The sequence below is a fragment of the Streptomyces sp. NPDC051677 genome (genome assembly GCF_044453465.1).
In the GTDB taxonomy this organism is placed as follows: Bacteria; Actinomycetota; Actinomycetes; order Streptomycetales; family Streptomycetaceae; genus Streptomyces.
The window spans coordinates 59,780-84,883 of record NZ_JBITCT010000027.1 but is presented as its reverse complement, the minus strand read 5'-3'; the positions used below and the strand labels follow the sequence as shown (position 1 = coordinate 84,883).

General features: G+C 70.3%; 24 protein-coding genes and 1 pseudogene. 11 read left to right on the top strand and 14 right to left on the bottom strand.

Annotated features, from left to right (window positions below; translation table 11 throughout):
- Positions 1-50 precede the first annotated feature (50 nt).
- From folP to ACIBAF_RS28680, 5 genes are all read left to right on the top strand, one after another.
- Complete coding sequence (folP, locus tag ACIBAF_RS28700; RefSeq protein ID WP_399466800.1) at positions 51-965, top strand: dihydropteroate synthase; 915 nt, start codon at positions 51-53, stop codon at positions 963-965.
- A complete protein-coding gene (locus ACIBAF_RS28695; protein WP_399466798.1) occupies positions 962-1,474 on the top strand; it encodes a nuclear transport factor 2 family protein in 513 nt (170 codons plus the stop codon). The genes folP and ACIBAF_RS28695 overlap by 4 nt, the downstream gene beginning before the upstream one ends.
- A 246-nt stretch (positions 1,475-1,720) precedes the next feature.
- Entirely contained in the window at positions 1,721-2,080 is a 360-nt protein-coding gene (folB, locus tag ACIBAF_RS28690; protein WP_079660698.1) for a dihydroneopterin aldolase, read from the top strand.
- Positions 2,077-2,688 (top strand): 2-amino-4-hydroxy-6-hydroxymethyldihydropteridine diphosphokinase, encoded by a 612-nt coding sequence (gene folK, locus ACIBAF_RS28685; protein ID WP_399466796.1) that lies wholly within the window; start codon positions 2,077-2,079, stop codon positions 2,686-2,688. Before folB ends, folK begins: the two co-directional genes overlap by 4 nt.
- 66 nt (positions 2,689-2,754) lie before the next feature.
- Entirely contained in the window at positions 2,755-3,240 is a 486-nt protein-coding gene (locus tag ACIBAF_RS28680) for a DUF3180 domain-containing protein (protein ID WP_399466795.1), read from the top strand.
- Positions 3,241-3,285: 45 nt separating this feature from the next.
- On the opposite strand, the gene folE is transcribed toward ACIBAF_RS28680, so the two are convergent.
- From folE to dacB, 6 genes are all read right to left on the bottom strand, one after another.
- A complete protein-coding gene (folE, locus tag ACIBAF_RS28675) occupies positions 3,286-3,891 on the bottom strand; it encodes a GTP cyclohydrolase I FolE (protein ID WP_399466794.1) in 606 nt (201 codons plus the stop codon).
- 153 nt (positions 3,892-4,044) lie between these two features.
- A complete protein-coding gene (gene ftsH, locus ACIBAF_RS28670; protein ID WP_399466793.1) occupies positions 4,045-6,084 on the bottom strand; it encodes an ATP-dependent zinc metalloprotease FtsH in 2,040 nt (679 codons plus the stop codon).
- Positions 6,085-6,269: 185 nt separating this feature from the next.
- Positions 6,270-6,830, bottom strand: coding sequence for a hypoxanthine phosphoribosyltransferase (hpt, locus tag ACIBAF_RS28665; RefSeq protein ID WP_079660703.1), 561 nt, complete (start codon positions 6,828-6,830; stop codon positions 6,270-6,272).
- A 72-nt stretch (positions 6,831-6,902) separates the two neighbouring features.
- Positions 6,903-7,925, bottom strand: coding sequence for a tRNA lysidine(34) synthetase TilS (gene tilS / locus ACIBAF_RS28660; RefSeq protein ID WP_399466792.1), 1,023 nt, complete (start codon positions 7,923-7,925; stop codon positions 6,903-6,905).
- Positions 7,926-8,118: 193 nt separating this feature from the next.
- Positions 8,119-9,252 carry a zinc-dependent metalloprotease gene (locus ACIBAF_RS28655; protein ID WP_399466791.1) on the bottom strand — a complete coding sequence of 378 codons (1,134 nt, stop codon included), beginning with the start codon at positions 9,250-9,252 and terminating at the stop codon, positions 8,119-8,121.
- Between the two features lie 108 nt (positions 9,253-9,360).
- Positions 9,361-11,031: a D-alanyl-D-alanine carboxypeptidase/D-alanyl-D-alanine-endopeptidase gene (gene dacB / locus ACIBAF_RS28650; RefSeq protein WP_399466789.1), complete on the bottom strand. Its 1,671-nt coding sequence runs from the start codon at positions 11,029-11,031 to the stop codon at positions 9,361-9,363.
- 79 nt (positions 11,032-11,110) lie between these two features.
- Between dacB and ACIBAF_RS28645 the strand changes: the two genes are divergently transcribed.
- The gene (locus ACIBAF_RS28645) at positions 11,111-11,602 is read left to right on the top strand and encodes an inorganic diphosphatase (protein WP_399466788.1); all 492 of its coding nucleotides are present in this window, start codon (positions 11,111-11,113) and stop codon (positions 11,600-11,602) included.
- 115 nt (positions 11,603-11,717) lie between these two features.
- Positions 11,718-13,379 carry a threonine/serine exporter ThrE family protein gene (locus ACIBAF_RS28640; protein WP_399466787.1) on the top strand — a complete coding sequence of 554 codons (1,662 nt, stop codon included), beginning with the start codon at positions 11,718-11,720 and terminating at the stop codon, positions 13,377-13,379.
- A gap of 29 nt (positions 13,380-13,408) precedes the next feature.
- Here the strand turns inward: ACIBAF_RS28640 and ACIBAF_RS28635 are convergent, their stop codons facing one another.
- Positions 13,409-14,356, bottom strand: a complete 948-nt coding sequence (locus tag ACIBAF_RS28635; RefSeq protein ID WP_399466786.1) for a DedA family protein — start codon at positions 14,354-14,356, stop codon at positions 13,409-13,411.
- A gap of 139 nt (positions 14,357-14,495) precedes the next feature.
- Here ACIBAF_RS28635 and ACIBAF_RS28630 point away from each other — a divergent pair, with 139 nt between their 5' ends.
- Positions 14,496-14,861, top strand: coding sequence for a YbjQ family protein (locus ACIBAF_RS28630; protein WP_399466785.1), 366 nt, complete (start codon positions 14,496-14,498; stop codon positions 14,859-14,861).
- Between the two features lie 30 nt (positions 14,862-14,891).
- On the opposite strand, the gene ACIBAF_RS28625 is transcribed toward ACIBAF_RS28630, so the two are convergent.
- Positions 14,892-15,653, bottom strand: a complete 762-nt coding sequence (locus ACIBAF_RS28625) for a MerR family transcriptional regulator (protein ID WP_399466784.1) — start codon at positions 15,651-15,653, stop codon at positions 14,892-14,894.
- A 124-nt stretch (positions 15,654-15,777) separates the two neighbouring features.
- Here ACIBAF_RS28625 and ACIBAF_RS28620 point away from each other — a divergent pair.
- Both ACIBAF_RS28620 and ACIBAF_RS28615 read left to right on the top strand, forming a co-directional pair.
- Positions 15,778-17,031 (top strand): annotated as a pseudogene (locus tag ACIBAF_RS28620) (ion channel protein).
- A gap of 102 nt (positions 17,032-17,133) precedes the next feature.
- Entirely contained in the window at positions 17,134-18,546 is a 1,413-nt protein-coding gene (locus ACIBAF_RS28615; protein WP_399466783.1) for a glutamate decarboxylase, read from the top strand.
- Positions 18,547-18,613: 67 nt separating this feature from the next.
- On the opposite strand, the gene ACIBAF_RS28610 is transcribed toward ACIBAF_RS28615, so the two are convergent.
- The 5 genes from ACIBAF_RS28610 to ACIBAF_RS28590 form a co-directional block, all read right to left on the bottom strand.
- Positions 18,614-19,375 (bottom strand): ABC transporter permease, encoded by a 762-nt coding sequence (locus ACIBAF_RS28610; protein WP_399466782.1) that lies wholly within the window; start codon positions 19,373-19,375, stop codon positions 18,614-18,616.
- Positions 19,372-20,370 (bottom strand): ATP-binding cassette domain-containing protein, encoded by a 999-nt coding sequence (locus ACIBAF_RS28605; RefSeq protein WP_399466781.1) that lies wholly within the window; start codon positions 20,368-20,370, stop codon positions 19,372-19,374. Before ACIBAF_RS28605 ends, ACIBAF_RS28610 begins: the two co-directional genes overlap by 4 nt.
- 113 nt (positions 20,371-20,483) lie before the next feature.
- Positions 20,484-21,125, bottom strand: coding sequence for a PadR family transcriptional regulator (locus ACIBAF_RS28600; RefSeq protein ID WP_399466780.1), 642 nt, complete (start codon positions 21,123-21,125; stop codon positions 20,484-20,486).
- A 62-nt stretch (positions 21,126-21,187) separates the two neighbouring features.
- Entirely contained in the window at positions 21,188-22,648 is a 1,461-nt protein-coding gene (locus ACIBAF_RS28595) for an aldehyde dehydrogenase family protein (protein ID WP_399466779.1), read from the bottom strand.
- A 104-nt stretch (positions 22,649-22,752) separates the two neighbouring features.
- Positions 22,753-23,577 (bottom strand): helix-turn-helix domain-containing protein, encoded by an 825-nt coding sequence (locus tag ACIBAF_RS28590; RefSeq protein ID WP_399466888.1) that lies wholly within the window; start codon positions 23,575-23,577, stop codon positions 22,753-22,755.
- Positions 23,578-23,953: 376 nt separating this feature from the next.
- On the opposite strand from ACIBAF_RS28590, the gene ACIBAF_RS28585 reads away from it, so the two are divergent.
- Positions 23,954-24,436, top strand: coding sequence for an ATP-binding protein (locus ACIBAF_RS28585; RefSeq protein ID WP_399466778.1), 483 nt, complete (start codon positions 23,954-23,956; stop codon positions 24,434-24,436).
- Between the two features lie 128 nt (positions 24,437-24,564).
- On the opposite strand, the gene ACIBAF_RS28580 is transcribed toward ACIBAF_RS28585, so the two are convergent.
- Positions 24,565-24,825, bottom strand: coding sequence for a DUF397 domain-containing protein (locus tag ACIBAF_RS28580; RefSeq protein ID WP_079660715.1), 261 nt, complete (start codon positions 24,823-24,825; stop codon positions 24,565-24,567).
- Between the last annotated feature and the right edge of the window lie 279 nt (positions 24,826-25,104).

Sequence of the window (25,104 nt, the reverse complement as noted above, 5' to 3'; positions counted from 1 at the left end):
GGGCCGGGCCGCACCGCGGCCCGGCCCCTTCCTGGGCCTACGCTGAACGTATGAGCAAGCAGAGCGGACGCGGGCGCGTCGACGGCCTTCCGGATTGGGACCGCTGCGCGGTCATGGGAGTCGTCAACGTGACCCCCGACTCCTTCTCCGACGGCGGCCGCTGGTTCGACACGACGGCCGCCGTCAAGCACGGCCTCCAACTCGTCGCCGAGGGCGCGGACCTGGTCGACGTCGGCGGCGAGTCCACCCGCCCCGGCGCCACCCGCGTCGACGAGGCCGAGGAGCTGCGCCGGGTCGTCCCCGTCGTCCGCGGTCTCGCCTCCGAGGGCGTCGTCGTCTCCGTCGACACGATGCGCGCCTCCGTCGCCACCCAGGCCCTCGCGGCCGGCGCCGCCCTCGTCAACGACGTCAGCGGCGGCCTCGCCGACCCGGCGATGATCCCGGCCGTGGCGGACACGGGCGCCCCCTTCGTCGTCATGCACTGGCGCGGCTTCCTGGAGGGCGGCAACGTCAAGGGCGTCTACGCCGACGTCGTCGCCGAAGTCGTGGACGAACTGCACGCGCGCGTGGACGCCGTCCTGGCGGGCGGCATCTCCCCGAACCGCATCGTCGTCGACCCGGGCCTCGGCTTCTCCAAGGAGGCCGACCACGATCTCTCCCTGCTGGCCCACCTCGACCGTCTGCGCTCCCTCGGCCACCCGCTGCTCGTCGCCGCCTCCCGCAAGCGTTTCCTCGGCCGCGTCCTCGCCGGCCCCGGGAGCGCGCCGCCGCCCGCGCGCGAGCGCGACGCCGCCACGGCCGCCGTCTCCGCCCTCGCCGCGCAGGCCGGCGCCTGGGCGGTCCGCGTGCACGAGGTGCGCGCGACGGCGGACGCGGTACGGGTCGCCCGCGCCATGGAGGAGGCGCGCGAAGCAGGCGACGCGCCGGACATGCACGGCCCGCACGGCGCAGAAGGAGCCCGGTGAGCGCCCCCCACACCGATGTCGAGCAGGTCGAGGCCGCCAACACCGCCTTCTACGAGGCACTGGAGCAAGGCGACTTCGAAGGGGTTTCCTCGCTCTGGCTCACCCCGGCCGACCTGGGCGTGGACGAGACCTATCACGACCCGGCGGACGTCGGCGTGATCTCCTGCGTGCACCCCGGCTGGCCCGTGCTCACCGGTCGCGGCGAGGTCCTCAGGTCGTACGCGCTGATCATGGCGAACACCGACTACATCCAGTTCTTCCTCACTGACGTGCATGTCTCGGTCACCGGCGACGCCGCGCTCGTGACCTGCACCGAGAACATCCTCAGCGGTGGCCCCGCGCCGGAGGCCGGCGAGGAGCTCGGGCCGCTCGTGGGCCAGCTGGTGGTCGCCACGAACGTGTTCCGCCGCACGTCCGACGGCTGGAAGCTGTGGTCGCACCACGGCTCCCCGGTGCTGGCCGAAAACGACGAGCCCGAGGACTCCGAGGACGAGGACACCCCCTCCTGAGCGGGTAGACGATCCACAGGGCCTAAAAAGTGGTTGGAATCACGAACCCGTGGGTAGGCGCGGCTACCGACCTGTGAGCCGCCGGGCGCGCCAAGGGAAACACCCGGTGAACACTCCTGGCTCCGGCCCGGGCCACTGCGGTGGGGGCCAGGGTCTGTCAGTGCTCGCAGGTAGATTCGTTCGAGGCCGGGGTGCCGCCCGCACCCGGTACGCACCGGCCGAACCGACGACTGCAGGAGGATTCGCGTGGATCGTGTCGCGCTGCGTGGCCTGAAGGCCCGCGGGTACCACGGCGTGTTCCCCAAGGAACGCGAGGAGGGCCAGACCTTCATCGTGGATCTCGTCCTGGGCCTGGACACCCGACCGGCCGCCGCCGACGACGACCTGGCGAAGACCGTGCACTACGGCATCGTGGCGGAGGAGGTCGTGGCCGTCGTCCAGGGCGACCCCGTCGACCTCATCGAGACGCTCGCCGAGCGCATCGCCCAGGCCTGTCTGAAGCACGAAGGGGTCCAGGAGGTCGAGGTCTGCGTCCACAAACCGGACGCCCCGATCACCGTCCCCTTCGACGACGTGACCGTCACCATCACCCGGAGCCGTGCATGACCGCGTTCTTCACCGAGGGTCAGAGCGACCCGACCGTACAGCCGGTACCCGCCTCCGTCGTCGAGAAGGTCGACGCCGCCGACACCACCCTGCACAACCCCCAACGCGCCGTGATCTCCCTCGGCGCCAACCTCGGCAACCGCCTGGAGACCCTCCAGGGCGCCATCGACGCCCTGGAGGACACCCCGGGCGTCCGCATCAAGGCCGTCTCCCCGGTGTACGAGACCGAGCCGTGGGGCGTCGAGCCCGGCAGCCAGCCGTCGTACTTCAACGCGGTGATCCTGCTGAAGACGACCCTGCCGCCGTCCTCGCTCCTGGAGCGGGCGCACGCCGTCGAGGAGGCCTTCCACCGGGTACGGGACGAGCGCTGGGGCGCGCGCACGCTCGACGTCGACATCGTCGCGTACGCCGACGTCGTCGACGACGACCCGACCCTCACCCTCCCCCACCCCCGCGCCCATGAACGCGCCTTCGTCCTCGCCCCCTGGCATGACGTGGAGCCCGAGGCACAACTCCCCGGGCGCGGGGCGGTCGCCGAGCTCCTCGACGCCGTCACCCGCGAGGGCATCGCGGCCCGCAAGGACCTGGAACTCCAGCTGCCCGAGTAGTCGTTAAGGTCAAGAAGACCACTGCCCGCGCGCTGTCCGCGGGCTCGGGGGAGCTGAAGGGACACCGTGAGAGAGCTGCGCATCAGGGTGCTGGCCGGCGTGTTCGTCGTCGCCGCGATCCTGTCCTGGGCGGGCGCCCGCCTCTGGAACTCGATCGGGACCCTCCCCAGCGTCCCGCTGGCCGCCCCCATCGTGCTCGCCCTGATCGCCGTGGTCCTGCTCGCCACGGCGTTCTCGCTGCGCGGGCGTCTCAAGGCCCAGCGTGAGCGGCGCCCCGAGGCCAAGGGCGTCGATCCCCTGATGGCGGCCCGCGCCGTCGTCTTCGGTCAGGCCAGCGCGCTGGTGGCCGCCCTGGTCTCCGGCATGTACGGAGGCACGGGCGTCTTCCTCCTGGAGTCCCTCGACATTCCGGCCCGTCGAGATCAGGCCATCTACGCCGGCTTCTCGGTCCTGGCAGGCATCGCCGTCATAGCGGCGGCCATCTTCCTGGAACGCGTCTGCAAGCTCCCCGAGGACGACGACCACCAAAACGGCGCAGCGTCGACGGCGTGACGCCGCGCGCGCGAGCGCAGTCGGGGCAGGCGGGGCAGACGGGCGTCAGTCCGCCATGATCAGGCTCATCGCCTCGTTGCGCGTCGCCGCGTCCCGCAGCTGCCCGCGGACCGCCGACGTGATGGTCTTGGCGCCGGGCTTGCGAATGCCCCGCATGGACATGCACATGTGCTCGCACTCGATGACGACGATCACGCCGCGCGGCTCCAGGATCTCCATCAGGGAGTCGGCGATCTGTGTGGTGAGACGTTCCTGCACCTGCGGCCGGCGGGCGTAGACGTCCACGAGCCGGGCCAGCTTCGACAGACCGGTGATCTTCCCGCTGGTGGACGGGATGTAACCGACGTGGGCGACGCCTCTGAACGGCACGAGATGGTGCTCACAGGTACTGAACACCTCGATGTCCTTCACGAGCACCATCTCATCGTGCCCGAGGTCGAACGTCGTGGTCAGGACGTCCTCGGGCTGCTGCCACAGCCCCGCGAATATCTCCTTGTACGCCCGCGCCACCCGTCCCGGCGTCTCGCGGAGGCCCTCACGGTCCGGGTCCTCACCGACCGCGATCAGCAGCTCGCGTACGGCGTTCTCGGCCCGCTTCTCGTCGAACTCGCCGATGGAGCCTTCGCCGTCCAGCGTCACGGGGTCGGTCATCTGGTGCCTCGTTCCTGTACGGGTTCGCGCGTGTGGGGCACGCGCCTCATCTGCGGGCATAGAGAATCGGTCATACGAAATGCCGCGCCCCCCAGGCTAGGTCCTGGGGGGCGCGGCATCCATTCCGGGCCTGGTGGGGCTCCCGGAGCCGGGTCAGCTCTCCGGGCGGTCCTCCGAGGCGGGCTCGGCCACCGGGGTGGACTCCACCGCAGTGGACTTGGCGGTGGAGATCGCCGGTGCCGCGCCGTTGGCGCCGTTCGTCAGTGCGAGCTCCTTGGGGGAGAGCACCGGCGGACGGGTGGACGGCGTGCGCCGCGAGGAGCCGGTCCAGGCGGGCCGTGCCGGGCGCTTGACGATGGCCGAGAAGACCTCGGCGATCTCCTCCTTGCCCAGCGTCTCCTTCTCCAGCAGCTGAAGCACCAGGTTGTCGAGGACGTCGCGGTTCTCGACCAGGATCTCCCAGGCCTCGTTGTGCGCGTTCTCGATGAGCTTCTTGACTTCCTCGTCCACCAGGGCGGCGACCTCTTCCGAGTAGTCGCGCTGGTGAGCCATCTCACGGCCGAGGAACGGCTCGGTGTTGTCGCCGCCGAACTTGATGGCGCCCAGACGCTCGGTCATGCCGTACTGGGTGACCATCGCCCGCGCGGTCGCCGTGGCCTTCTCGATGTCGTTCGCGGCGCCCGTGGTCGGGTCGTGGAAGACGAGCTCCTCCGCCGCTCGGCCGCCCAGCATGTAGGCCAGCTGGTCGAGCATCTCGTTGCGGGTGGTGGAGTACTTGTCCTCGTCCGGGAGCACCATCGTGTAGCCGAGCGCGCGGCCGCGGGACAGGATGGTGATCTTGTGGACGGGGTCGGAGTTCGGCGAAGCCGCCGCGACCAGGGCGTGACCGCCCTCGTGGTACGCGGTGATCTTCTTCTCCTTGTCCGACATGATCCGGGTCCGCTTCTGCGGGCCCGCGACCACACGGTCGATCGCCTCGTCCAGCATGTGGTTGTCGATCAGCTTCAGGTCCGAGCGGGCCGTCAGCAGCGCGGCCTCGTTCAGCACGTTGGAGAGATCGGCGCCCGTGAAGCCGGGGGTGCGGCGGGCGACGGCGGCCAGGTCGACGTCGGGCGCGACCGGCTTGCCCTTCTGGTGAACCTTGAGGATCTCCAGACGACCCTGCATGTCCGGGCGGTCGACCGCGATCTGGCGGTCGAAGCGGCCGGGCCGCAGCAGGGCCGGGTCGAGGATGTCGGGCCGGTTCGTCGCGGCGATGAGGATCACGCCGCCCTTGACGTCGAAGCCGTCCATCTCGACGAGCAGCTGGTTCAGCGTCTGCTCGCGCTCGTCGTGACCGCCGCCGAGGCCGGCGCCGCGGTGGCGGCCGACCGCGTCGATCTCGTCGACGAAGACGATCGCCGGGGCGTTCGCCTTGGCCTGCTCGAAGAGGTCACGGACTCGGGAGGCACCGACACCGACGAACATCTCGACGAAGTCGGAACCGGAGATCGAGTAGAAGGGGACGCCCGCCTCGCCGGCGACGGCGCGCGCGAGCAGGGTCTTGCCGGTGCCGGGAGGCCCGTAGAGGAGCACACCCTTGGGGATCTTGGCGCCGACGGCCTGGAACTTCGCCGGTTCCTGGAGGAACTCCTTGATCTCGTGGAGTTCCTCGACGGCCTCGTCCGAGCCTGCGACGTCGGCGAACGTCGTCTTCGGGGTGTCCTTGGTGATGAGCTTGGCCTTGGACTTCCCGAAGTTCATGACCCGGGAGCCGCCGCCCTGCATCTGGTTCATCAGGAACAGGAAGACGACCACGATGAGGACGAAGGGGAGCAGGGACAGCAGGATCCCGACGAAGGCGTTCTGCTTCGTCGGCGAGACCGTGTAGCCGTCCGGGATCTGCTTGTCCTGGTACTTGGTCTGCAGCGTGTTGGCGATGGTCACGCCCTGATCGCCGATGTAGCTCGCTTGGATCTTCGAGCTGCCTTCGATCTTTGTGCCGTCTTTGAGCGTGGCCTTGACGGTCTGCTCGTCACCGGTGGTGAGCTTGGCCGACTCGACCTTGTTGTCGTTGATCGCTGCAATGACCTGGCCTGTGTCCACCGTCTTGTAGCCGCCGGACGAGCCGACGACCTGCATCAACACGACCACGGCAAGGACGGCCAGCACGATCCACATGACCGGCCCACGGAAGTATCGCTTCACGTCCATCCATACGGAGCGGTGTCGCCCCGTCCCTCCTGCCATAGTGAGTTTGATAAGACAGTTCTTCTGACGGTACCCCAGCTTTGTCGCGCGAAGCCGCACGGGACGGCTGGCGCACCCGTCTGCATGCTCCAACGGCGAGAGGCCCGCCGGGGTTCCCGATCTTCGTACGGGGCTTGGGCCCTTCGGGTTCAGCCGCCGTAGACGTGGGGCGCGAGCGTACCGACGAACGGGAGGTTGCGGTACTTCTCGGCGTAGTCGAGGCCGTAGCCGACGACGAACTCGTTGGGGATGTCGAAGCCGACCCACTGCACGTCGATGGCGACCTTGGCGGCCTCGGGCTTGCGCAGCAGCGTGCACACCTTGAGGGAGGCGGGCTCGCGCGAGCCGAGGTTGGACAGCAGCCAGGACAGGGTCAGGCCGGAGTCGATGATGTCCTCGACGATCAGGACGTGCTTGCCCTTGATGTCGGTGTCGAGGTCCTTGAGGATCCGCACCACACCGGAGGACTGGGTGCCCGCGCCGTAGGACGACACGGCCATCCAGTCCATGGTGACGGGGGTGGACAGCGCTCGGGCGAGGTCGGCCATGACCATCACGGCGCCCTTGAGGACGCCGACGATGAGCAGGTCCTTGCCCGCGTACTCCGCGTCGATCTTCGCGGCCAGCTCTGCCAGCTTCGCGTCGATCTCTTCCTTGGTGATGAGCACCTCTTTGAGGTCGGTGCCCATGTCTTTCGCGTCCACCCGCATCACTTTCGGTTGTCCCACCGGCCACCGGGACCGCCCACGACCACGTAAGCGGTCCTGCCGGAGGGCCCGGATTCAGCCTTGCCGAATCACCAGTCTGCCACCCTGGCGCTGGGCGACGACTTTGCCGGGGAGATTGATGACTCCCTGGCCGCGCCAGCCGGTGATCAGCCGGTCGACCTCCTCGATGTGCCGGGCGAAGAGGGAACCAGCCGGGGCGCCCGCCTCGATGGCGGCGCGGCGCAGGATCCGGCGGCGTACGGCGGGCGGCAGTGCGTAGAGCTTGGCGCACTCCAGGAGGCCGGCTGCGTCCCGTACGGAGGACTCAGCCTGGCCGGCCCAGGCGTCGAGGGCGTCGGCGTCGTCGCGGGAGAGCTGGGCCGTACGGGCGAGGGCTTCGACGACGCCCTTGCCGAGAGCTTTCTCCAGGGCGGGCAGGCCCTCGTGGCGCAGCCGGGAGCGGGTGTAGGCCGGGTCGGCGTTGTGCGGGTCGTCCCAGACGGGCAGGGCCTGGACCATGCAGGCCTTGCGGGCGGTCTGCCGGTCGAGCTGGAGGAAGGGGCGGCGGTAGCGGCCGCCGGCCCCCGAGACCGCGGCCATGCCGGACAGGGAGCGGATGCCGGAGCCGCGGGCGAGGCCGAGGAGGACGGTTTCGGCCTGGTCGTCGCGGGTGTGGCCGAGGAGGATCGCAGCGGCGCCGTGGCGTTCGGCAGCGGCGTCCAGGGCGGTGTAGCGCGCGTCGCGGGCGGCGGCCTCGGGGCCGCCTGCGCGGCCGACGGACACGGCGCTGGACTCGACCGGGTCGAGGCCGAGTTCCCGCAGCCGCAGGACGACTTCCTCGGCGCGCAGGTCGGAGCCGGGCTGCAGGCCGTGGTCTACGGTGACGCCGCCGGCGCGGATGCCGAGCCGGGGGGCCTCGAAGGCGAGGGCGGAGGCGAGCGCCATGGAGTCGGCGCCGCCGGAGCACGCCACGAGCACGAGCGGCGACGGCGGGCGCTCGTGCGGGCTCGCTTCGGGGGCGGGGTGGTCGTTGAGGATGTCGTGAAGGACGCGGCGGACCGCCAGGCGTATCGCCGCGACCGCAGGATGGGGACCCATTGTCCGGTTCCCTTCATGAAGTTTTCGGGGGGTGAGCCCGAGGTTCGGTCACTCAGAGTGTGTAGATGGTGACAGAACCGGGCCGTTCCCCGAGCATTGCACGCCTGCCGAGGCCTCACGGTCCCTCGGACGGGTGATTGAAGGGGCGTTCGCCTGCCGACGGCCGGATTCGGCTACCACCTCTGTCGGAGGTTCACGACTCGGCCTTGCGGTGCACCCGCGCGACCCAGTCCGCCGGTTTGGCGATCTCCGCCTTGGTCGGAAGTGTGTTCGGGGAGGTCCATACGCGGTTGAAGCCGTCCATGCCGACCTGGTCGACGACGGCCCGGACGAAGCGTTCGCCGTCCCGGTACTGCTTGAGTTTGGCGTCCAGGCCCAGCAGTTTGCGCAGGGCGAGGTCCAGTCGGGAGGCGCCCTTGGCGCGGCGCTGCTGGAACTTCTCGCGGATTTCGGCGACCGTCGACACGACTTCCGGTCCGACTCCGTCCATGACGAAGTCGGCGTGGCCCTCCAGGAGGGACATCACGGCGGTGAGGCGGGCGAGGATCTCGCGCTGTGCGGGCGTCTGCACGAGTTCGACCAGGGAGCGCCCTCCGTCGTCCTCCTCGCCCTCGGGGCGGCCGCCCGCGAGCGACTGGGCGGCTTCCCGGACACGCTCCAGGAAGGTCATGGGGTCGACGTCGGTCTCGCCCAAGAACGACTGGATTTCGCCCTCCAGGTGGTCGCGCAGCCAGGGCACGGCGGAGAACTGCGTGCGGTGCGTCTCCTCGTGCAGGCACACCCACAGGCGGAAGTCGTGAGGCTGTACGTCGAGTTCGCGTTCGACGTGGACGATGTTCGGCGCGACGAGCAGCAGCCGCCCGCCGCCGCCCGCGCCCGCGGGCAGTTCGCGGGTGGCGGGCGCGAAGGTCTCGTACTGGCCGAGGACCCGGGAGGACAGGAACGACAGCAACATGCCGAGTTCGACGCCGGTGACCTTGCCGCCGACGGCGCCGAGGACCGCGCCGCCGGGGGTGCTGCCGCGCCGCTCCTGCATCTTGTCGAGGAGGGGTTTGAGGATCTCCCGGAACCCGGCGACGTTCGCACGCACCCAGCCGGGGCGGTCGACGACGAGGATCGGGGTGTCGTGGGTGTCCTCGGTGCCCATACGAGTGAAGCCCCGGACATGTTCCTCCGAGGCCTTGGCGTGTCGGCGCAGTTCCGCGACGACGGCACGGGCCTCGTCACGGCTGACCTCGGGTCCCGGCCGTACCAGGCGGGTCGCGGTCGCCACCGCGAGATTCCAGTCGACCATCCCCGAAGATGCGGCACCACCGATGCTCGTCATGCGTCAACCGTACGTGAGCGCCGCCGTTGGGGGCAGGCCGCAGGAGGCCGGTCAGGGAGATGTCAGGGTCGGGGCCGGGGGTGGCTCGGGGGTAGCGGGCCACGCCCGTCAGCGGCAGCCGCATCCGGCGAGCGCCGTGGCCGCCCGGTCCAACGCCGCCTGGGCGGCCGCCGGGTCGGTCGTGTCGGCGGTCAGGAGCGCGAACGCGAGGAGGCGGCCGTCCTGGTCGACGACCGTGCCGGCGAGGGTGTTCACGCCGGTCAGGGTCCCGGTCTTGGCGCGGACGACACCGGCGGCGCCGTCGCCGTAGCGGCTGGTGAGGGTGCCGGTGAAGCCGGCGACCGGGAGGCCGGTGAGGACGGGGCGCAGGCCGGGTCGGGCTGGGTCGCCCGCCTTGACCAGGAGGGCGGTCAGCAGGTTCGCCGTGAGCCGGTCCTCGCGGTTGAGGCCGCTGCCGTCCCTGAAGCGGGCGCCGGCCGTCGGCAGTCCGAGCTTCTTCAGCTGGGCCTGGACGGCCTTGCCGGCGCCGTCGAAGTCGGCGCGGACGCGGGTCGCGACGGCGGTCTGGCGGGCGAGGGCCTCGGCGATGTCGTTGTCGCTGTTGGTGAGCATCCGCTCCACCAGGGCGGACAGCGGGGGCGAGGAGACGGTGGCGAGGCTCTGCGCGCGCGTGGTGGCCTTGGAGGGGCCGGGGGCCGTGGTCCTGATGCCTGCGGCCTTCAGGAACTCCGCGAACTTGAGGGTCGCGTCGGCCGCCGGGTCGCTCACCCGGGTCGCCGGGCCGCTGGTGGAGTCGTCGGTGCGGCCCTCGTCGGCGGACAGGGCGGTGACGGGAGCGAGGTTGGGGTTGATCCCGATGGGGTGAACTTGGGTTCCGGCGTACAGGGTCGTGTCGTACGAGAGCGTCACCTGGGTGAGGCCGCGCTTCTTCAGGGCGGCGGCGGTGGAGACGGCGAGGGTGCGCAGGCTCGCCCAGCCCTCGGCCTCCGGGCGGGCCGTGAGGGTGGGGTCGCCGCCGCCGACGAGGACGAGCTCCTTGGTGTCGGGTTCGAGCGCCGCGCGCGTGGTGAGGCGGTGCTCGGCGCCCATCGCGGAGAGCGCGGCGACGGCGGTGGCGATCTTCGTGGTGGACGCCGGGGTCAACGCCTGGTCGGCCCCGGTGCCGTACAGCGGCCTGCCGGTGGCCACGTCGACGACCGCGGCGGTGTGCCGGGCGCCGAGGGCCGGATCGTCCAGGAGGGGGGCCAGGACGTTCGCGAGGCCGGGACCGGTGGGAAGGGCGGCCGGGGCCGACTTCACGGTGCTGCCGACGGCGCCGCCGAGGCCGGTGAGGACGGAGGCGGCGCTGGGGGCGGGCCGCGGCGCCCCGGCCACCGTGTCGGACGTACCGGACGAATCGTCCGCGCGGCCGTGATCTGCGCCACCCGTCCGTTCGAGGGCGACTGCGCGGTCCCGCTCCGCCGTACGCTGACCGGTGGAGTCCCAGGGGCCGGCGGCGGTCACCACACCGGCGGCCAGCGCCAGCCCGGCGGTCGCCGCACCCGCGGAGTACTGCCAGGACCTGGCGTTCGGTCCGGCCATCGGCTTCGTGACGCGTGCGAGGTGCGGCTTCGCCGCCTGGGTGAGCCGTGCGACCTGCGGCTTGGCGGCGGCGCCCACGCGCGCGAGGCGAGGTCGTACGATCCCTGCGGCCCGTGCCAGACGCGGTCGTACGGCGTCCGCGACCCGCTCCACATGCGGTCTCGCGGCCCGCCAAGGCCTCAGCTCTGGCACGATCACCAGCCCCTTTCGCGATCACACAGCTGCGTGAGGGACACTTAACCACCAGAACTATGTGCTGATCATGGAGGAGCCACCGGTGGAGTTCGACGTCACGATCGAGATCCCGAAGGGTTCGCGGAACAAGTACGAGGTGGACCACGAGACCGGTCGGATCCGCCTGGACCGTCGACTCTTCACCTCGACCGCCTACCCGACCGACTACGGCTTCGTCGAGAACACCCTCGGCGAGGACGGCGACCCGCTGGACGCGCTGGTCATCCTGGACGAGCCCACGTTCCCGGGCTGTCTCATCAAGTGCCGCGCGATCGGCATGTTCCGGATGACGGACGAGGCCGGCGGCGACGACAAGCTGCTGTGCGTCCCGGCGACCGACCCGCGCGTGGAGCACCTGCGGGACATCCACCACGTGTCGGAGTTCGACCGCCTGGAGATCCAGCACTTCTTCGAGGTCTACAAGGACCTGGAGCCCGGCAAGTCCGTGGAGGGCGCCGACTGGGTCGGCCGTACGGACGCCGAGGCGGAGATCGCGCGGTCCTACAAGCGGTTCAAGGACCAGGGCGGTCACTGAGGCCGCGGCAGCGTAGAGGTGCGTAAAGGGCTGCACGCGCACGCGTGCAGCCCTTTCGCGCGTCTGTGCGCATACTGAGGGCCTACGGAAGGTGTCGTTCAGGGAGCGTTGCTGAGTGTCGGAGGCGGATGACCGCAAGCCGCAGTCGGACGAGGCGAGGAGTGCATTCGACCCCGAGATCACGTCCGAGTTCGCGATCCCGGCGGGGCTGGCCGTCCCGAAGACCGGGGTTGAGTCGGAGACCACCTCGGAGTTCGCCGTTCCGCAGGGCCTGGACGTGGGGCAGCAGGCCGCCGCGGAGGCCGAGGGATCGGCGTTCAGCCTGCCGCGCACGTACAGCGCCCGACAGGCCCCGGCAGCCTTCACGCCCGCCGCCGGCGTGCCGATGGTGAGTCTGACCAAGGACGTGCCCTGGCAGGACCGGATGCGCACCATGCTGCGGATGCCGGTGGCCGAACGGCCCGCGCCGGAGCCCGGCCCCAAGGCGGAGGAGGGCGGCCCGGCCGTCCCGCGCGTGCTCGACCTGACGCTGCGCATCGGCGAGTTGCTGCTGGCGGGCGGAGAGGGCGCCGAGGACGTGGAGGCCGCGATGTTCGCCGTCTGCCGCTCCTACGGGCTCGACCGCTGCGAGCCGAACGTCACCTTCACGCTGCTGTCCATCTCGTACCAGCCGTCCCTGGTGGAGGACCCGGTGACGGCGTCGCGGACCGTGCGCCGCCGGGGCACCGACTACACGCGCCTGGCGGCCGTCTTCCGGCTCGTGGACGACCTGAGCGACCCGGAGACCCACCTCTCCCTGGAGGAGGCCTACCGGCGGCTCGCGGAGATGCGCCGTAACCGGCACCCGTACCCGACCTGGGTGCTGACCTCGGCGAGCGGACTGCTCGCGGGCGCGGCTTCCGTACTGGTCGGCGGTGACGTGATCGTGTTCGTCGCGGCCGCGCTCGGCGCGATGCTCGGCGACCGGCTGGCGTGGCTCTGCGCGGGGCGCGGGCTGCCGGAGTTCTACCAGTTCCTGGTCGCCGCGATGCCGCCGGCCGCGATAGGCATCGCGCTGACGCTGGGTCACGTCGACGTGGAGGCCTCCGCGGTCATCACCGGTGGGCTGTTCGCGCTGCTGCCCGGACGGGCGCTGGTGGCGGGCGTCCAGGACGGTCTGACGGGCTTCTACATCACCGCTGCCGCCCGCCTGCTGGAGGTCATGTACTTCTTCGTGGGCATCGTCGTCGGGGTGCTGGTGATGCTCTACGTCGGCGTGCAGCTCGGCGCCCATCTCAACCCCGACACGGCCCTGGGCATCGGCAAGCACCCGCTGTGGCAGATCGGGGCCTCGATGCTGCTCTCGCTGACGTTCGCGGTGCTGCTCCAGCAGGAACGATCCACCGTGCTCGCCGTGACGCTGAACGGCGGTGTGGCCTGGTCGGTGTACGGCGCGATGCGCTACACCGGAGAGATCTCGCCGGTGGCCTCCACGGCCGTCGCGGCGGGAGTGGTGGGACTGTTCGGGCAGCTGCTCTCGCGGTACCGGTTCGCGTCCGCCCTGCCGTACACGACCGCCGCGATCGGGCCCCTGTTGCCGGGGTCGGCGACGTATTTCGGGCTGCTGGCGATCGCGCAGAACGAGGTGGACGCGGGGCTGGTGTCGCTCACCAAGGCCGCTGCGCTGGCCATGGCCATCGCCATCGGCGTGAACCTGGGATCCGAGGTGTCGCGGCTGTTCCTGCGGATCGGCTCCGCGGAAAAGCGGCGGGCCGCCAAGAGGACGCGGGGGTTCTGAGCGACGCCCCGCGCCCCTCAGGAGCGCTTCTAGTAGCCCTGGTTCTGGTTGTACGGGTACTGCTGCTGCTGAGGCTGGGCCTGGGGTTGCTGCTGGGGCTGCTGCTGCCAGTCCTGGGGGTACTGCTGCTGTTGCGGGTACTGCTGCTGACCGCCGTAGTAGTCGTTCGGGTGGCCCTGGTTCTGGTGGCCCTGGCCCTGGTTCTGACCCTGGTGGCCCTGGTTCTGGTAGCCCTGGTTCTGGTCGTAGGCGCGGTTGCCGTACGGAGCGGGCTCTTCGATGCGGCGGAGCTGGGTCGTCGCGTCGTCCATGACCGGGGGCTGCTGCTGGGCGGGGGCGGCCTGCGGGGGGTTCTTCTTGGCCTGGGAGCGGGCGCGCAGGAACTCGATGATGATCGGGATCACGGAGACGAGGACGATCAGAATGAGGATCGCCTCGATGTTCACCTTGACGAAGTCGATCTTGCCCAGCCAGGAACCGAGCAGCGTCACGCCCGCGCCCCACAGGACGCCGCCGATGACGTTGAAGATCAGGAACGAGCGGTATTTCATGCCGCTGACGCCGGCGATGATCGGCGTGAACGTGCGAACGATGGGCACGAAGCGGGCCAGGACCAGGGACTTCGGGCCGTACTTCTCGAAGAACTCGTGCGCCTTGGTGACGTTCTCCTGCTTGAAGAGGCGGGAGTCCGGGCGGTTGAAGAGCGACGGGCCGACCTTCTTGCCGAACATGTAACCCGCCTGGTCGCCCAGGATCGCGGCGACGCAGATGAGGGCGATCGCCCCCCACAGCGGGAAGTCCAGCTGGTTCGACGTGATCAGCAGGCCGGCGGTGAACAACAGCGAGTCACCCGGCAGGAAGAACCCGATCAGCAGACCCGACTCCGCGAAGACGATGAGCAGCAGACCCCAGATGCTGTAGGTGTCGAGCAGATAGTTGGGGTCCAGCCAGCTCGGCCCGAGGGCAAGAGTCGTCACGGTTCCGGGCTCCTACGGGTGGGGGAAGTACGGCGTCCTTGGTACGGCCGCACAAAGCTATCAACGCAATGTGCCCGCCCCAGGTTCCACGGGTGCCTCCAGGATGCGCTGTGCCCCGACTGGGACAAGGCTGTGAGCCATGGGCATCGAAGATTACGGCGGCGGGCAGGGCCCTCAGCCGGACGTACTGGTCGTCACCACCAACGACGTACCCGGGTTCCGGGTGCAGCAGGTCATCGGTGAGGTCTTCGGGTTGACCGTGCGCTCACGGCACCTGGGCAGCCAGATCGGAGCGGGCCTGAAGTCGATGATCGGCGGCGAGCTCAAGGGGTTGACCAAGACCCTCGTGGAGACCCGCAACCAGGCCATGGAACGCCTCGTCGAGCAGGCACGCGTGCGTGGAGCCAACGGCGTGCTGATGTTCCGCTTCGACGTGACGGAGGCGGCGGACGTGGGCACCGAGGTGTGCGCGTACGGGACGGCGGTGGTCCTGGTCCAGGAGTAGGCCCTGGACCAGGACCACAGGGGCGTCTCCTTACGAAGTCCGTCGGGCCGCGTTCGCCGTGATCGCCTCCTTCAGGTGCTCGGCGAGGCCCGGGTGCATGGAGTCGTAGAACGCCTTGAAGCGTTCGTCGGAGACGTACATCTCCCCCAGGCACAGGTGCATCGTGTGCGGGCAGTCGTAGAACCATGTGCTGATGTGCCGGCGGTGCTCCTCGGCCATGTCCATCGCCGTCCCGCCGGTGGGCGGCTCGCCTGCGGCCACCAGGCCGGCGTAGCGCTCGCTCCAGTCGTCGACCTCGGCCTGCAGGCGCTTCCAGTCGTCCTTGGTGTAGCCGGCGGCGCGGCGCTGGGACTCGGCGTAGGCCTCGGTGCCGCCCCAGCGCTGCTCCGCCTCCTCGGCGTACTGCTCGGGGTCCTTGTCGCCGAAGACCTCGAACTTCTCCTCGGGGGTGAGGTTGATGCCCATCTTGCGTGCCTCCATGGCGTGTTCCACGGCCGCGGCCATCTTCTGCAGCTTCTCGATCCGCGCGGTCAGCAGTTCGTGCTGGCGGCGCAGGTGCGCGCGCGGGTCGGTCGCCGGGTCGTCGAGCAGGGCCGCGACCTCCTCGAGCGGGAAGCCGAGCTCCCGGTAGAACAGGATCTGCTGCAGCCGGTCGAGGTCGGCGTCCTCGTAGCGCCGGTGGCCCGCGTGGCTGCGCCCGCCGGGGACGAGCAGGCCGATGTCGTCGTAGTGGTGCAGGGTGCGCACCGTGACTCCGGCGAATCCGGCGACCTGTCCTACGGAGTAGCTCACTTCGTCCGCTCCCTTCTCGGTACGCGCTCCACGGTGCGTCCTCACGTCGCGTGAGGTGCAAGCCCCGCCCCCGAGTGACCCTTTTCAAGGTGTTCGTCCCGTTACGCACGCTTATCGTGAGCCCGTGACCCAGGACACCGCGCGGCAGGCGCCTTTCGCTCCGGCGACTCCGGCACGCGCTCTGCTGCCGTTGATCCTGCCCGCTCTCGTCGTCGGCGTGCCGGCGAGCCTGCTGTCGTGGCGGAATCTGCCGGACGCGCTCGGCGTGGGCCGGTACTCGGTGCTGTGGATGCTCGTCATGCTCACCGCGACCGGCGTGCTGGTGGGGCTGATGGTGTGGCAGGCGCCGGGGCACGCCGGGCCGGATCCGGCCACGACGGGGCTCGAGGCGCGCGTGCTCCCGCCGGCCGTGCTGCCCGGGCTGCTGGCGGCGGCCGCGCTGATGCCGGCGGGCGGGCCGAGCCTGGGCCCCGAGAACCCGGTCATCGCCGTGAACGTGGGGCTCGCCTTCTGGCTGGGCGGCAGGCTCATGCCCCGGCTGCCGGGCGGGCTGTGGCCCGCGCCGGCGGAGGCGGCGACGATCGGCGCGCTGTTCGGGACACCTGTCGCGGCGGCGCTGCTGTCTCCGAGGCGCTGGCGGGGCGGCAGACCGAGGGGGCGCAGTGGGACGACGTCTGCGCGCCGCTGGTCGCCGCCGCGGGCGGCTCGATGACGACCACCCTGGTGGCCCAGCCGGCCTTCGACCTGCATCTGCCCGCGTTCGGGCGGCCCGGGTGGGGCGACCTGCCGGCGTCGCTGGTGGTCGCGTCGGCGGGCGCGGCGCTCGGCGTGTACGCCGTCCGCGCCTTCCCGTACGTGCACGGCGCGTTGGGGCGGCTGGGACACCCGATGCCGGCGCTGCCGGCCGGCGGACTCGTCCTGGGCCTGCTGGGGGCTCTGGGCGGCCATCTGACGCTCTTCAGAGGGCTGGACGAGGTCGGGGAGCTCGCGGCCGATCCCGAGGGCTGGTCGGCCGGACCGTTCGCGACGATGACGGTGGTGAAGCTGACGGCGCTGCTCGTCGCCGCGTCCTGCGGTTTCCGGGGTGGGCGGATCCTCCCGTCCGTGTTCGTGGGCGTCGCCCTCGGCCTCGGCCTCGGCCTCACCGCGCATGCCCTCGTGCCCTGGGCGCATCCGGCGGTGGGCGTGGCGGCCGGCGCGCTGGGGGTGCTCCTGGCCGTCACCCGGCAGGGCTGGGTAAGTCTGTTCACGGCCGCCGTGAACAGTCGCCGCGCCCGCGATCACCGTCTTGCTGTGCGTCGCCTCGCTGCCGGCCTGGCCGCTGGTGACGGGGCGGCCGCAGATGCGGTTGCGCGACGGCGGAACGGCGGTGCTGTGACTGCGTGAACCGATGACTGCGTGAACCGATCAGGCCCCTCGATCCGATGAAGCGGTAGAACGCCACCCGGCGCTCGTCGCTCCTCAGTCAGGAGAAGAAGCCATGCCCCTCCACGAAGGCCCCAAGAAGCCCGACGAGCGCCCCCTGTCCGTGAACCCCTTCTACGGCGAGGCGAATCCGCTGGGCGGTATGACCGAGGCGCCGCCCAAGCACCGGCTGCCGGACGCGCCGATGCCGCCGTCGACCGCGTACCAGCTCGTGCACGACGAGCTGATGCTGGACGGCAATGCGCGGCTCAACCTGGCCACCTTCGTCACCACGTGGATGGAGCCGCAGGCCGCGGTGCTGATGGCGGAGTGCCGCGACAAGAACATGATCGACAAGGATGAGTATCCGCGCACCGCCGAACTGGAGCGGCGGTGTGTGGCGATGCTCGCCGACCTGTGGAACGCGCCCGACCCGTCGGCGGCCGTGGGGTGTTCGACGACGGGCTCGAGCGAGGCGTGCATGCTCGCCGGGATGGCGATGAAGCGGCGGTGGGCGCAGCGCAACGCCGATCGCTATCCCGCGCGCGATGTCCGCCCGAACCTCGTGATGGGCGTCAACGTGCAGGTCTGCTGGGAGAAGTTCTGCAATTTCTGGGAGGTGGAAACCCGTCAGGTACCCATGGAGGGGGACCGGTTCCACCTCGACCCACAGGCCGCGGCCGAGCTGTGCGACGAGAACACCATCGGGGTCGTCGGCATCCTCGGCTCCACCTTCGACGGGTCCTACGAGCCGATCGCCGAGCTGTGCGCGGCCCTGGACGCCCTCCAGGAGCGGACCGGCCTCGACATTCCGGTGCATGTGGACGGCGCATCGGGCGCGATGATCGCTCCTTTCCTAGACGAGGACCTGGTGTGGGACTTCCGCCTCCCGCGCGTGGCGTCCATCAACACCTCGGGGCACAAGTACGGGCTGGTGTACCCGGGGGTCGGCTGGGCGCTGTGGCGCGACAAGGAGGCCCTGCCGGAGGAGCTGGTGTTCCGGGTGAACTACCTGGGCGGCGACATGCCGACCTTCGCGCTCAACTTCTCCCGGCCGGGCGCGCAGGTCGTCGCGCAGTACTACACGCTGCTGCGGCTGGGCCGCGACGGCTTCCGTGCGGTGCAGCAGACCACGCGGGATGTGGCCCGGGGCATCGCCGACCGGGTGGAGGCGCTCGAGGACTTCCGGCTTCTCACCCGGGGCGACCAACTGCCGGTGTTCGCCTTCACGACGGCGCCGGGCGTGGATGCATACGACGTGTTCGACGTCTCCCGGCGGCTACGCGAGAACGGCTGGCTGGTTCCCGCCTACACCTTCCCGCCGAACCGGGAGGACCTGTCCGCCCTGCGGGTCGTGTGCAGAAACGGCTTCTCGGAGGACCTCGCCGAGCTGTTCGTGGAGGACCTGACCCGGCTGCTGCCGGAGCTGCGGCGGCAGTCGGGGCCGTCGACGCGGGACAAGGGGGTGGCGACCGGGTTCCACCACTAGGTTGACCCGCGGGGCCGTCCCGGTGTCGGCCGCCACCGGCCCCGGGCAGCCGCGGCTCGTGCGGGCGTCAGCGGCTCATGCGGGCGAACTTGCGGACCGCCAGCGGGAAGAAGACCGCCAGCAGGGCCAGCGGCCAGCCGACCGCCGTCCACAGATGGCCCGGGTCGGCGCCCGTGCCGTCGAACAGGTCGCGTACCGCTGTCGCCGTGCGGGACATCGGGTTCCACTCGACGGCCGTGCCCAGCCAGTCGGGCATGGAGGCGGGGGCGGCGAGGGCGTTGGAGAGGAAGCCGACCGGCCAGACCAGGATCTGCACGGCCTGCACCATCTCCGGTTTCCCGGCCACCAGCGCCAGCTGGATGCCGATCCACAGCATCGCGAAACGGAAGAGGAGGAGGAGACCCACCGCGCCCAGGAAGGCGCCCGGTCCGCCCTGGGGGCGCCACCCGAGGGCGAGGCCGACGGCGATCAGCACGGCCAGGCCCACGGCCGACTGGAGCATGTCGGCCGCCGAACGGCCCACCAGGACCGCGCCGTCGGCCATCGGCATCGCGCGGAACCGGTCGATGACGCCCTTGTTCAGATCCTGGGTGACGGCGAGCATCGTGCCCTCCAGACCGAAGGCCATGGTGAGCGCGAGCATGCCGGGCATCAGGTAGTCGAGGTAGTCGCCGCTCACGCCACGGCCGCCGCCGACCAGGTAGCCGAACATCAGCAGCAGCATCACCGGGAAGACGAGCCCGACGACCAGTCGGCCGGGCTGCCTTGCCCAGTGGGCGAGTTCGCGCCGGGTCATGGTCCAGGAATCGGTCAGCGCGTACGTGGTCACACGGCCTCCTTCGTGCGGTCGTCGTCGGTGCGGTCAGCCGTACGGGCGTCGTCACCGGTGAGGTGCAGGAACACCTCGTCCAGCGTGGGGCGGCGCAGGGCCACGTCCTCCGCGTCGAGGCCGGCCTCCTCCAGGGCGCGGACGACGCCGGAGAGGGCGGCCATGCGGTCGGTGACGGGGGCGCTGAGCAGTCGGCGGTCGGGGTCCACGGTGACGTCCTGCCGGGGCAGGGGCAGCAGGGCGAGGGCGGCGTCCAGGTGGTCCGCGTCGCGCAGGACGACGTCGATGCGGTCGCCGCCGGCGAGCGCCTTCAGCTCGTCCGCCGTGCCGTCGGCGATCACCCGGCCCCGGTCGACGACGCAGATGCGGTCGGCGAGCTGGTCGGCCTCCTCCAGGTATTGGGTGGTGAGCACGACCGTCGTCCCGCCGCCGACCAGCGAGCGGACCGCGGACCACACCTCGGCGCGCCCGCGGGGGTCGAGGCCGGTGGTCGGCTCGTCGAGGAAGAGGACCTCGGGGTCGGCGCCGTCCCCGCTGCCGATGAGGGAGGCGGCCAGGTCCAGGCGGCGCCGCATGCCTCCGCTGTAGGCGCGGACGGGTTTGCGTCCGGTGTCGGTGAGGTCGAAGCGCTCCAGGAGCTCGGCGGCGCGTACGCGCGCGTGGCGGGCGCCCAGGTGGTGGAGGCGGCCGAACAGCTCCAGGTTCTGCCGGCCGCCCAGTTCCTCGTCGAGGGCTGCGTACTGGCCGAGCAGGCCGATGCGCAGGCGGACCTCGCGGGCCTGGCGCACCACGTCGTGGCCGGCCACCTCGACGCGCCCGGAGTCCGGTCGCAGCAGCGTGGACAGGATCCTGACCAGGGTCGTCTTGCCCGCGCCGTTCGGTCCGAGCACCCCCTGCACGGTGCCCCGGGCGACCGTGAGGTCGAGTCCGTCCAGTGCCTGTGTGTCGCCGTACCTCTTGCGTACGTCTTCGACGGTGATCGCCGTGCCGTGCATGGACGGTCCCCCAACTCGCTCGCCGACCTAATCCCTAGTCAAAGTTGACTACTTGCTCGCAATTCAAGGTAACTGCGAGTCCGCGACTCGTCAAACTTGATTAGTGAGCTCGATCAGCGGGAGTCCCCCGGATGGCGCTCCCCCGTCGCGTACGGGTTCTCCTGGCCCTTGGCCAGCACACCGACGAACGGCTCGCCCTCCCCGGCGAAGGCGTACGCCCCGCCCTCGATCCGGGCGATCAGGCCGCGGGTCCATTCGGCGTCCGCGTCGGCCGTGTGGATCCAGAGGTTCATGATCTCGCCGATGTGGCCCAGCTGTTCCGGGCCGTCCTCGGGGACGTAGTGCTCGGTGACGGCGGAGCGCCACTCCTCGATGCGGCGGATGCGCTCCTTGAGGAGCGACACGGCCTCCGCGCGCGGGAGGTCGACCACGGCGCCGATGGCCGCCGTCTTCATGTCCATCTTCTGGTCGTACGAGGTCAGCGCCTCGCGTACCAGCTTGAGGTACTCCTCGGTGCCGGCCTCGGTGATCTCGTACTCGGTGCGCGGCGGGCCGCCCGCGGTGGACGGGGCCGTCTCGTGCTCGCGCAGCAGCCCTTGCTTCGCCATCTGCTTCAGGGCGTGGTAGATCGAGCCCGGCTTGGCGTTGGACCACTCATGGGCGCCCCAGTACTCCAGGTCGCCGCGCACCTGGTAGCCGTGGGCCCGCCCGTGCTGACGCACGGCGCCCAGCACGAGAAGACGGATCGCTGACATGTGCCCAGGTTAGGGCGTGCCGGGCGGGCGCCCCGATGCGCGGGGGCCCGCCCCGGTCGCGTTCAGAACGGGAAGCCGCTGCGGCCGTGCTGGACCGAGATCCACTTCGTGGTGGTGAAGGCCTCCACGGTCGTCTCGCCGTTGAGACGGCCGACGCCGGAGTTCTTCTCGCCGCCGAAGGGGACGATCGGCTCGTCGTGGACGGTGGAGTCGTTGACGTGGAACATGCCGGTGACGATCTGCCGGGCGAAGGCGACGCCCCGCTCGACGTCGGCGGTGTGGACCGCGCCGCTCAGGCCGTACGGGGTGTCGTTGACCAGGCGGACGGCCTCGTCCTCGCCGTCGAAGGTGTTGAGGAAGACGACCGGGCCGAAGACCTCCTGCCGGAGCAGGGGGGAGTCGGCGGGGAGGCCGGCCAGCACGGAGGGCTCGACGACGTTGTCGGTGGTCGTGCCGTGCAGGAGCGCGTTCGCGCCCGCGGCGATCGCCTGCGTCACGACCCCCGAGACAGCCTCCGCCTGCGAGCAGTTGATCAGCGGGCCGATGACAGTCTGCGGGTCGCGCGGGTCGCCGGCCTTGAGGGTCTTCACCTTGGCGACGAACTTCTCGGTGAACTCGTCGGCGACGGAGCGGTCGACCAGGATGCGGTTGGCGGCCATGCAGACCTGGCCCTGGTGGACGAAGCGACTGAAGACGGCCGCGTCGACCGCGTAGTCGAGGTCGGCGTCGTCCAGGACGACGAACGCGCTGTTGCCGCCGAGTTCGATGACGGACCGCTTGAGGTGCGAGGCGGCGACGGTGGCGACGTGCCGGCCGACCGTGTCGGAGCCGGTGAAGGAGATGACCCGCGGGATCGGGTGCTCCAGGAAGGCGTCGCCGATCTCGGCGATGTCGGTCACGACGACGTTCAGCAGCCCCGGGGGCAGACCGGCGTCCTCGAAGAGCTTGGCGATGACGGCGCCGCCGGCGACGGGGGTGTTCTGGTGCGGCTTGAGCACCACGCCGTTGCCGAGGGCCAGCGCGGGGGCGACGGACTTCAGCGACAGCAGGAACGGGACGTTGAAGGGGCTGATCACACCGACCACGCCGACCGGCTCGCGGTAGACGCGGTTCTCCTTGCCGTCGGTCGGCGAGGGCAGGATGCGGCCCTCGGGGCGCAGCGTCAGCTGGATCGACTCGCGCAGGAACTCCTTGGCGAGGTGGAGTTCGAAGGCGGCCTTGCCGAGCGTGCCGCCGGCCTCGTCGACGAGGATCGCGCTGATCTCCGGCTCGCGCTCCTCCACCAGGCGCAGCACGTTCTCGAAGACCGTGCGGCGGGCGTAGGGGCTGGTCGCGGCCCACTGCTTCTGGGCTCGGGCGGCGGCACGGTAGGCCTCGTCGACCTCGTCGACGGTGGCGATGGTGATCGAGGCGAGCTTCTCGTCGTTGTAGGGGTTGACGGTGATGATGTCCCAGGACCCCGTCCCCGGACGCCACTTACCGTCGATGTACTGCTGGGCCAGGTCGGTGAAGTAGGACGACATGTGAACCCTCAATCCCCTGCTGCGATCGGCTGTGATCGCTCGGCATCACGTACTGATCACACGTCATCGTACGGGTGTTTCAGGGGAGTTGGTGGAGAAGGCCGTTACGACAGCTGGATCAGTCCGCGCAGCAGATCCCGGCTCTCGTCCGGTCCGGGGCTGTCCTGCTGGAGCTCCGTCAGCGCCTGTTCGTACTGGGCGACGTCCTCGCGCTTGTCCAGGTAGAGCGCGCTCGTGAGCTGCTCCAGATAGACGACGTCCTGCAGGTCGGACTCCGGGAAGCTCAGGATGGTGAACGCGCCGGACTCACCGGAGTGCCCGCCGAAGCTGAACGGCATCACCTGCAACCGCACGTTGGGGCGTTCTGAGACGTCGATCAGATGCTGGAGCTGCCCGCGCATCACCTCGCGGTCGCCGTAGGGACGGCGCAGGGCGGCCTCGTCGAGGACGATGTGGAAGTCGGGGGCGTTCTCGGCGACGAGGTACTTCTGCCGCTCCAGGCGCAGCGCCACGCGCCGGTCGATGTCGGCCGCGTTCGCGCCCTTCATGCCCCGGCTGACGACCGCGTGGGCGTACGCCTCGGTCTGCAGCAGGCCGTGCACGAACTGCACCTCGTACGCCCGGATCAGCGCGGCCGCGCCCTCCAGGCCGACGTAGGTGGGGAACCAGTTGGGCAGGACGTCCGAGTAACTGTGCCACCAGCCCGCCACGTTGGCCTCGCGGGCGAGTCCGACGAGGGCTTGGCGCTCGGTGTCGTCCGTGATGCCGTACAGCGTCAGCAGGTCCTCCACGTCCCGGGTCTTGAAGCTCACCCGGCCCAGTTCCATGCGGCTGATCTTCGACTCCGACGCCCTGATCGAGTATCCGGCCGCCTCGCGCGTGATGCCCCGTGTCTCACGCAGCCGCCGTAGTTGCGAGCCGAGCAGCATCCGCCGCACCACCGATCCGGGCTCTCCCGCGCTCACGTTCGCCAGCCTCCCCAACCCGTCCTAGGGGCCGCAGTCTGCCACTAAAACACTTCGAGCAGTACTCGTCTGATTACAGTGATGGAAAGAGGCCAAAGGATACGCACAGAGCGATGCGTGGGAAGAGTGAGGGGAAAGCAAGAGAAGTGCCCCTGCATGAGCGAGAAGTTGGCGGAAAAAATGGCCAAGAAGCGGTACGGGCGGGTCCATTTCGGTCACGTGCACGTGCATCTGCCCTTGCATCCGCAGTGCGCATCAGAAACCATGGTCCCGCGCCACCGCTGCATCGCAACGACCGCGAATCCCGGGAGTGCCTCGCATGGGGACGAATGGATCGACCATGCTCGAGCCGTTACGGCAGGGCCTTCCGCCGCTTGATCCCGCGGCCGTGTCCAACGCCGCCTCGTGCGCCCTGCCCGCCCGCTTCGAAGCGGTGCGCGAAGCCCGCCAGTTCACCAAGAGGACCCTCGGCCAGTGGGACGTGGGCGACCGTTTCGACGACGTCTGTCTCGTCGTCTCGGAGTTGGTGACCAACGCGCTGAGACACGGACTGTCCCCGGACGACGGGCCGTGCATGACGGATCAGCATCCGCCCGTGCGGCTGCACCTGATGCGGTGGACCGAGCGGCTCGTGTGCGCGGTGCGCGATCCCAGCCACGACAGTCCCCTGCCCCGTGAGGGCGAGGACTTCTCGGCGGAGTCGGGCCGCGGCCTGTTCCTCGTCGACTCGTTCGCCGACAGCTGGGGCTGGCACCCGCTCTCCGGCAGCCTGGGCGGCAAGGTGGTCTGGGCGCTGTTCCGGCTGCACACTCCCGCCGAATGACGAACCGCGGCGCGCCCTGGCGCCGCGGTTCTACGCGCGTTGTGAACTGTTTTCAGCGGACATTTCCGATGTGCACTACGACACGACGGTGACCGTGACGGCGACGGCGCACGGGGCGTCCGGGGACGTCAGCTCGCGATCAGGTGGTCGAACTCGCCGTCCTTGATGCCGAGCAGCATCGCCTCGATCTCGGCCCGCGTGTAGACGAGCGCGGGGCCGTCCGGAAAACGCGAGTTGCGCACGGCCACGTCGCCGCCCGGCAGGCGCGCGAACTCCACGCAGGAACCCTGCGAGTTGCTGTGCCGGCTCTTCTGCCAGGCAACCCCGTACAGCTGTGTGGCCGTCATGCCGTTGTACACGTCGTGCCCCCCGTCAACGTCGTGGTCCACAGGTCGCTCCCTGGTGGTGCGCTGGCTCGTGTGGCCCGTGTGGCCATTGGTGCCGTGGTCAACTGTCCCGGATCATAACCCCGTTCATGTGCAGTCGCATGAGCAGATGCACGTGCACGCGGGGTGCTTGTGCGGTTACAGCTTTGACGCCCGCTTTACCCGACTCGTTCGATTCACCGGAGGTCGTGGAGTCCCCGTGAAAGTCGTCCGGATCGAACCACTCGTGTCCTAGGAACAGACGCGCGCCACGGCCATCGTGTTCCGTCGGCACGACAACGG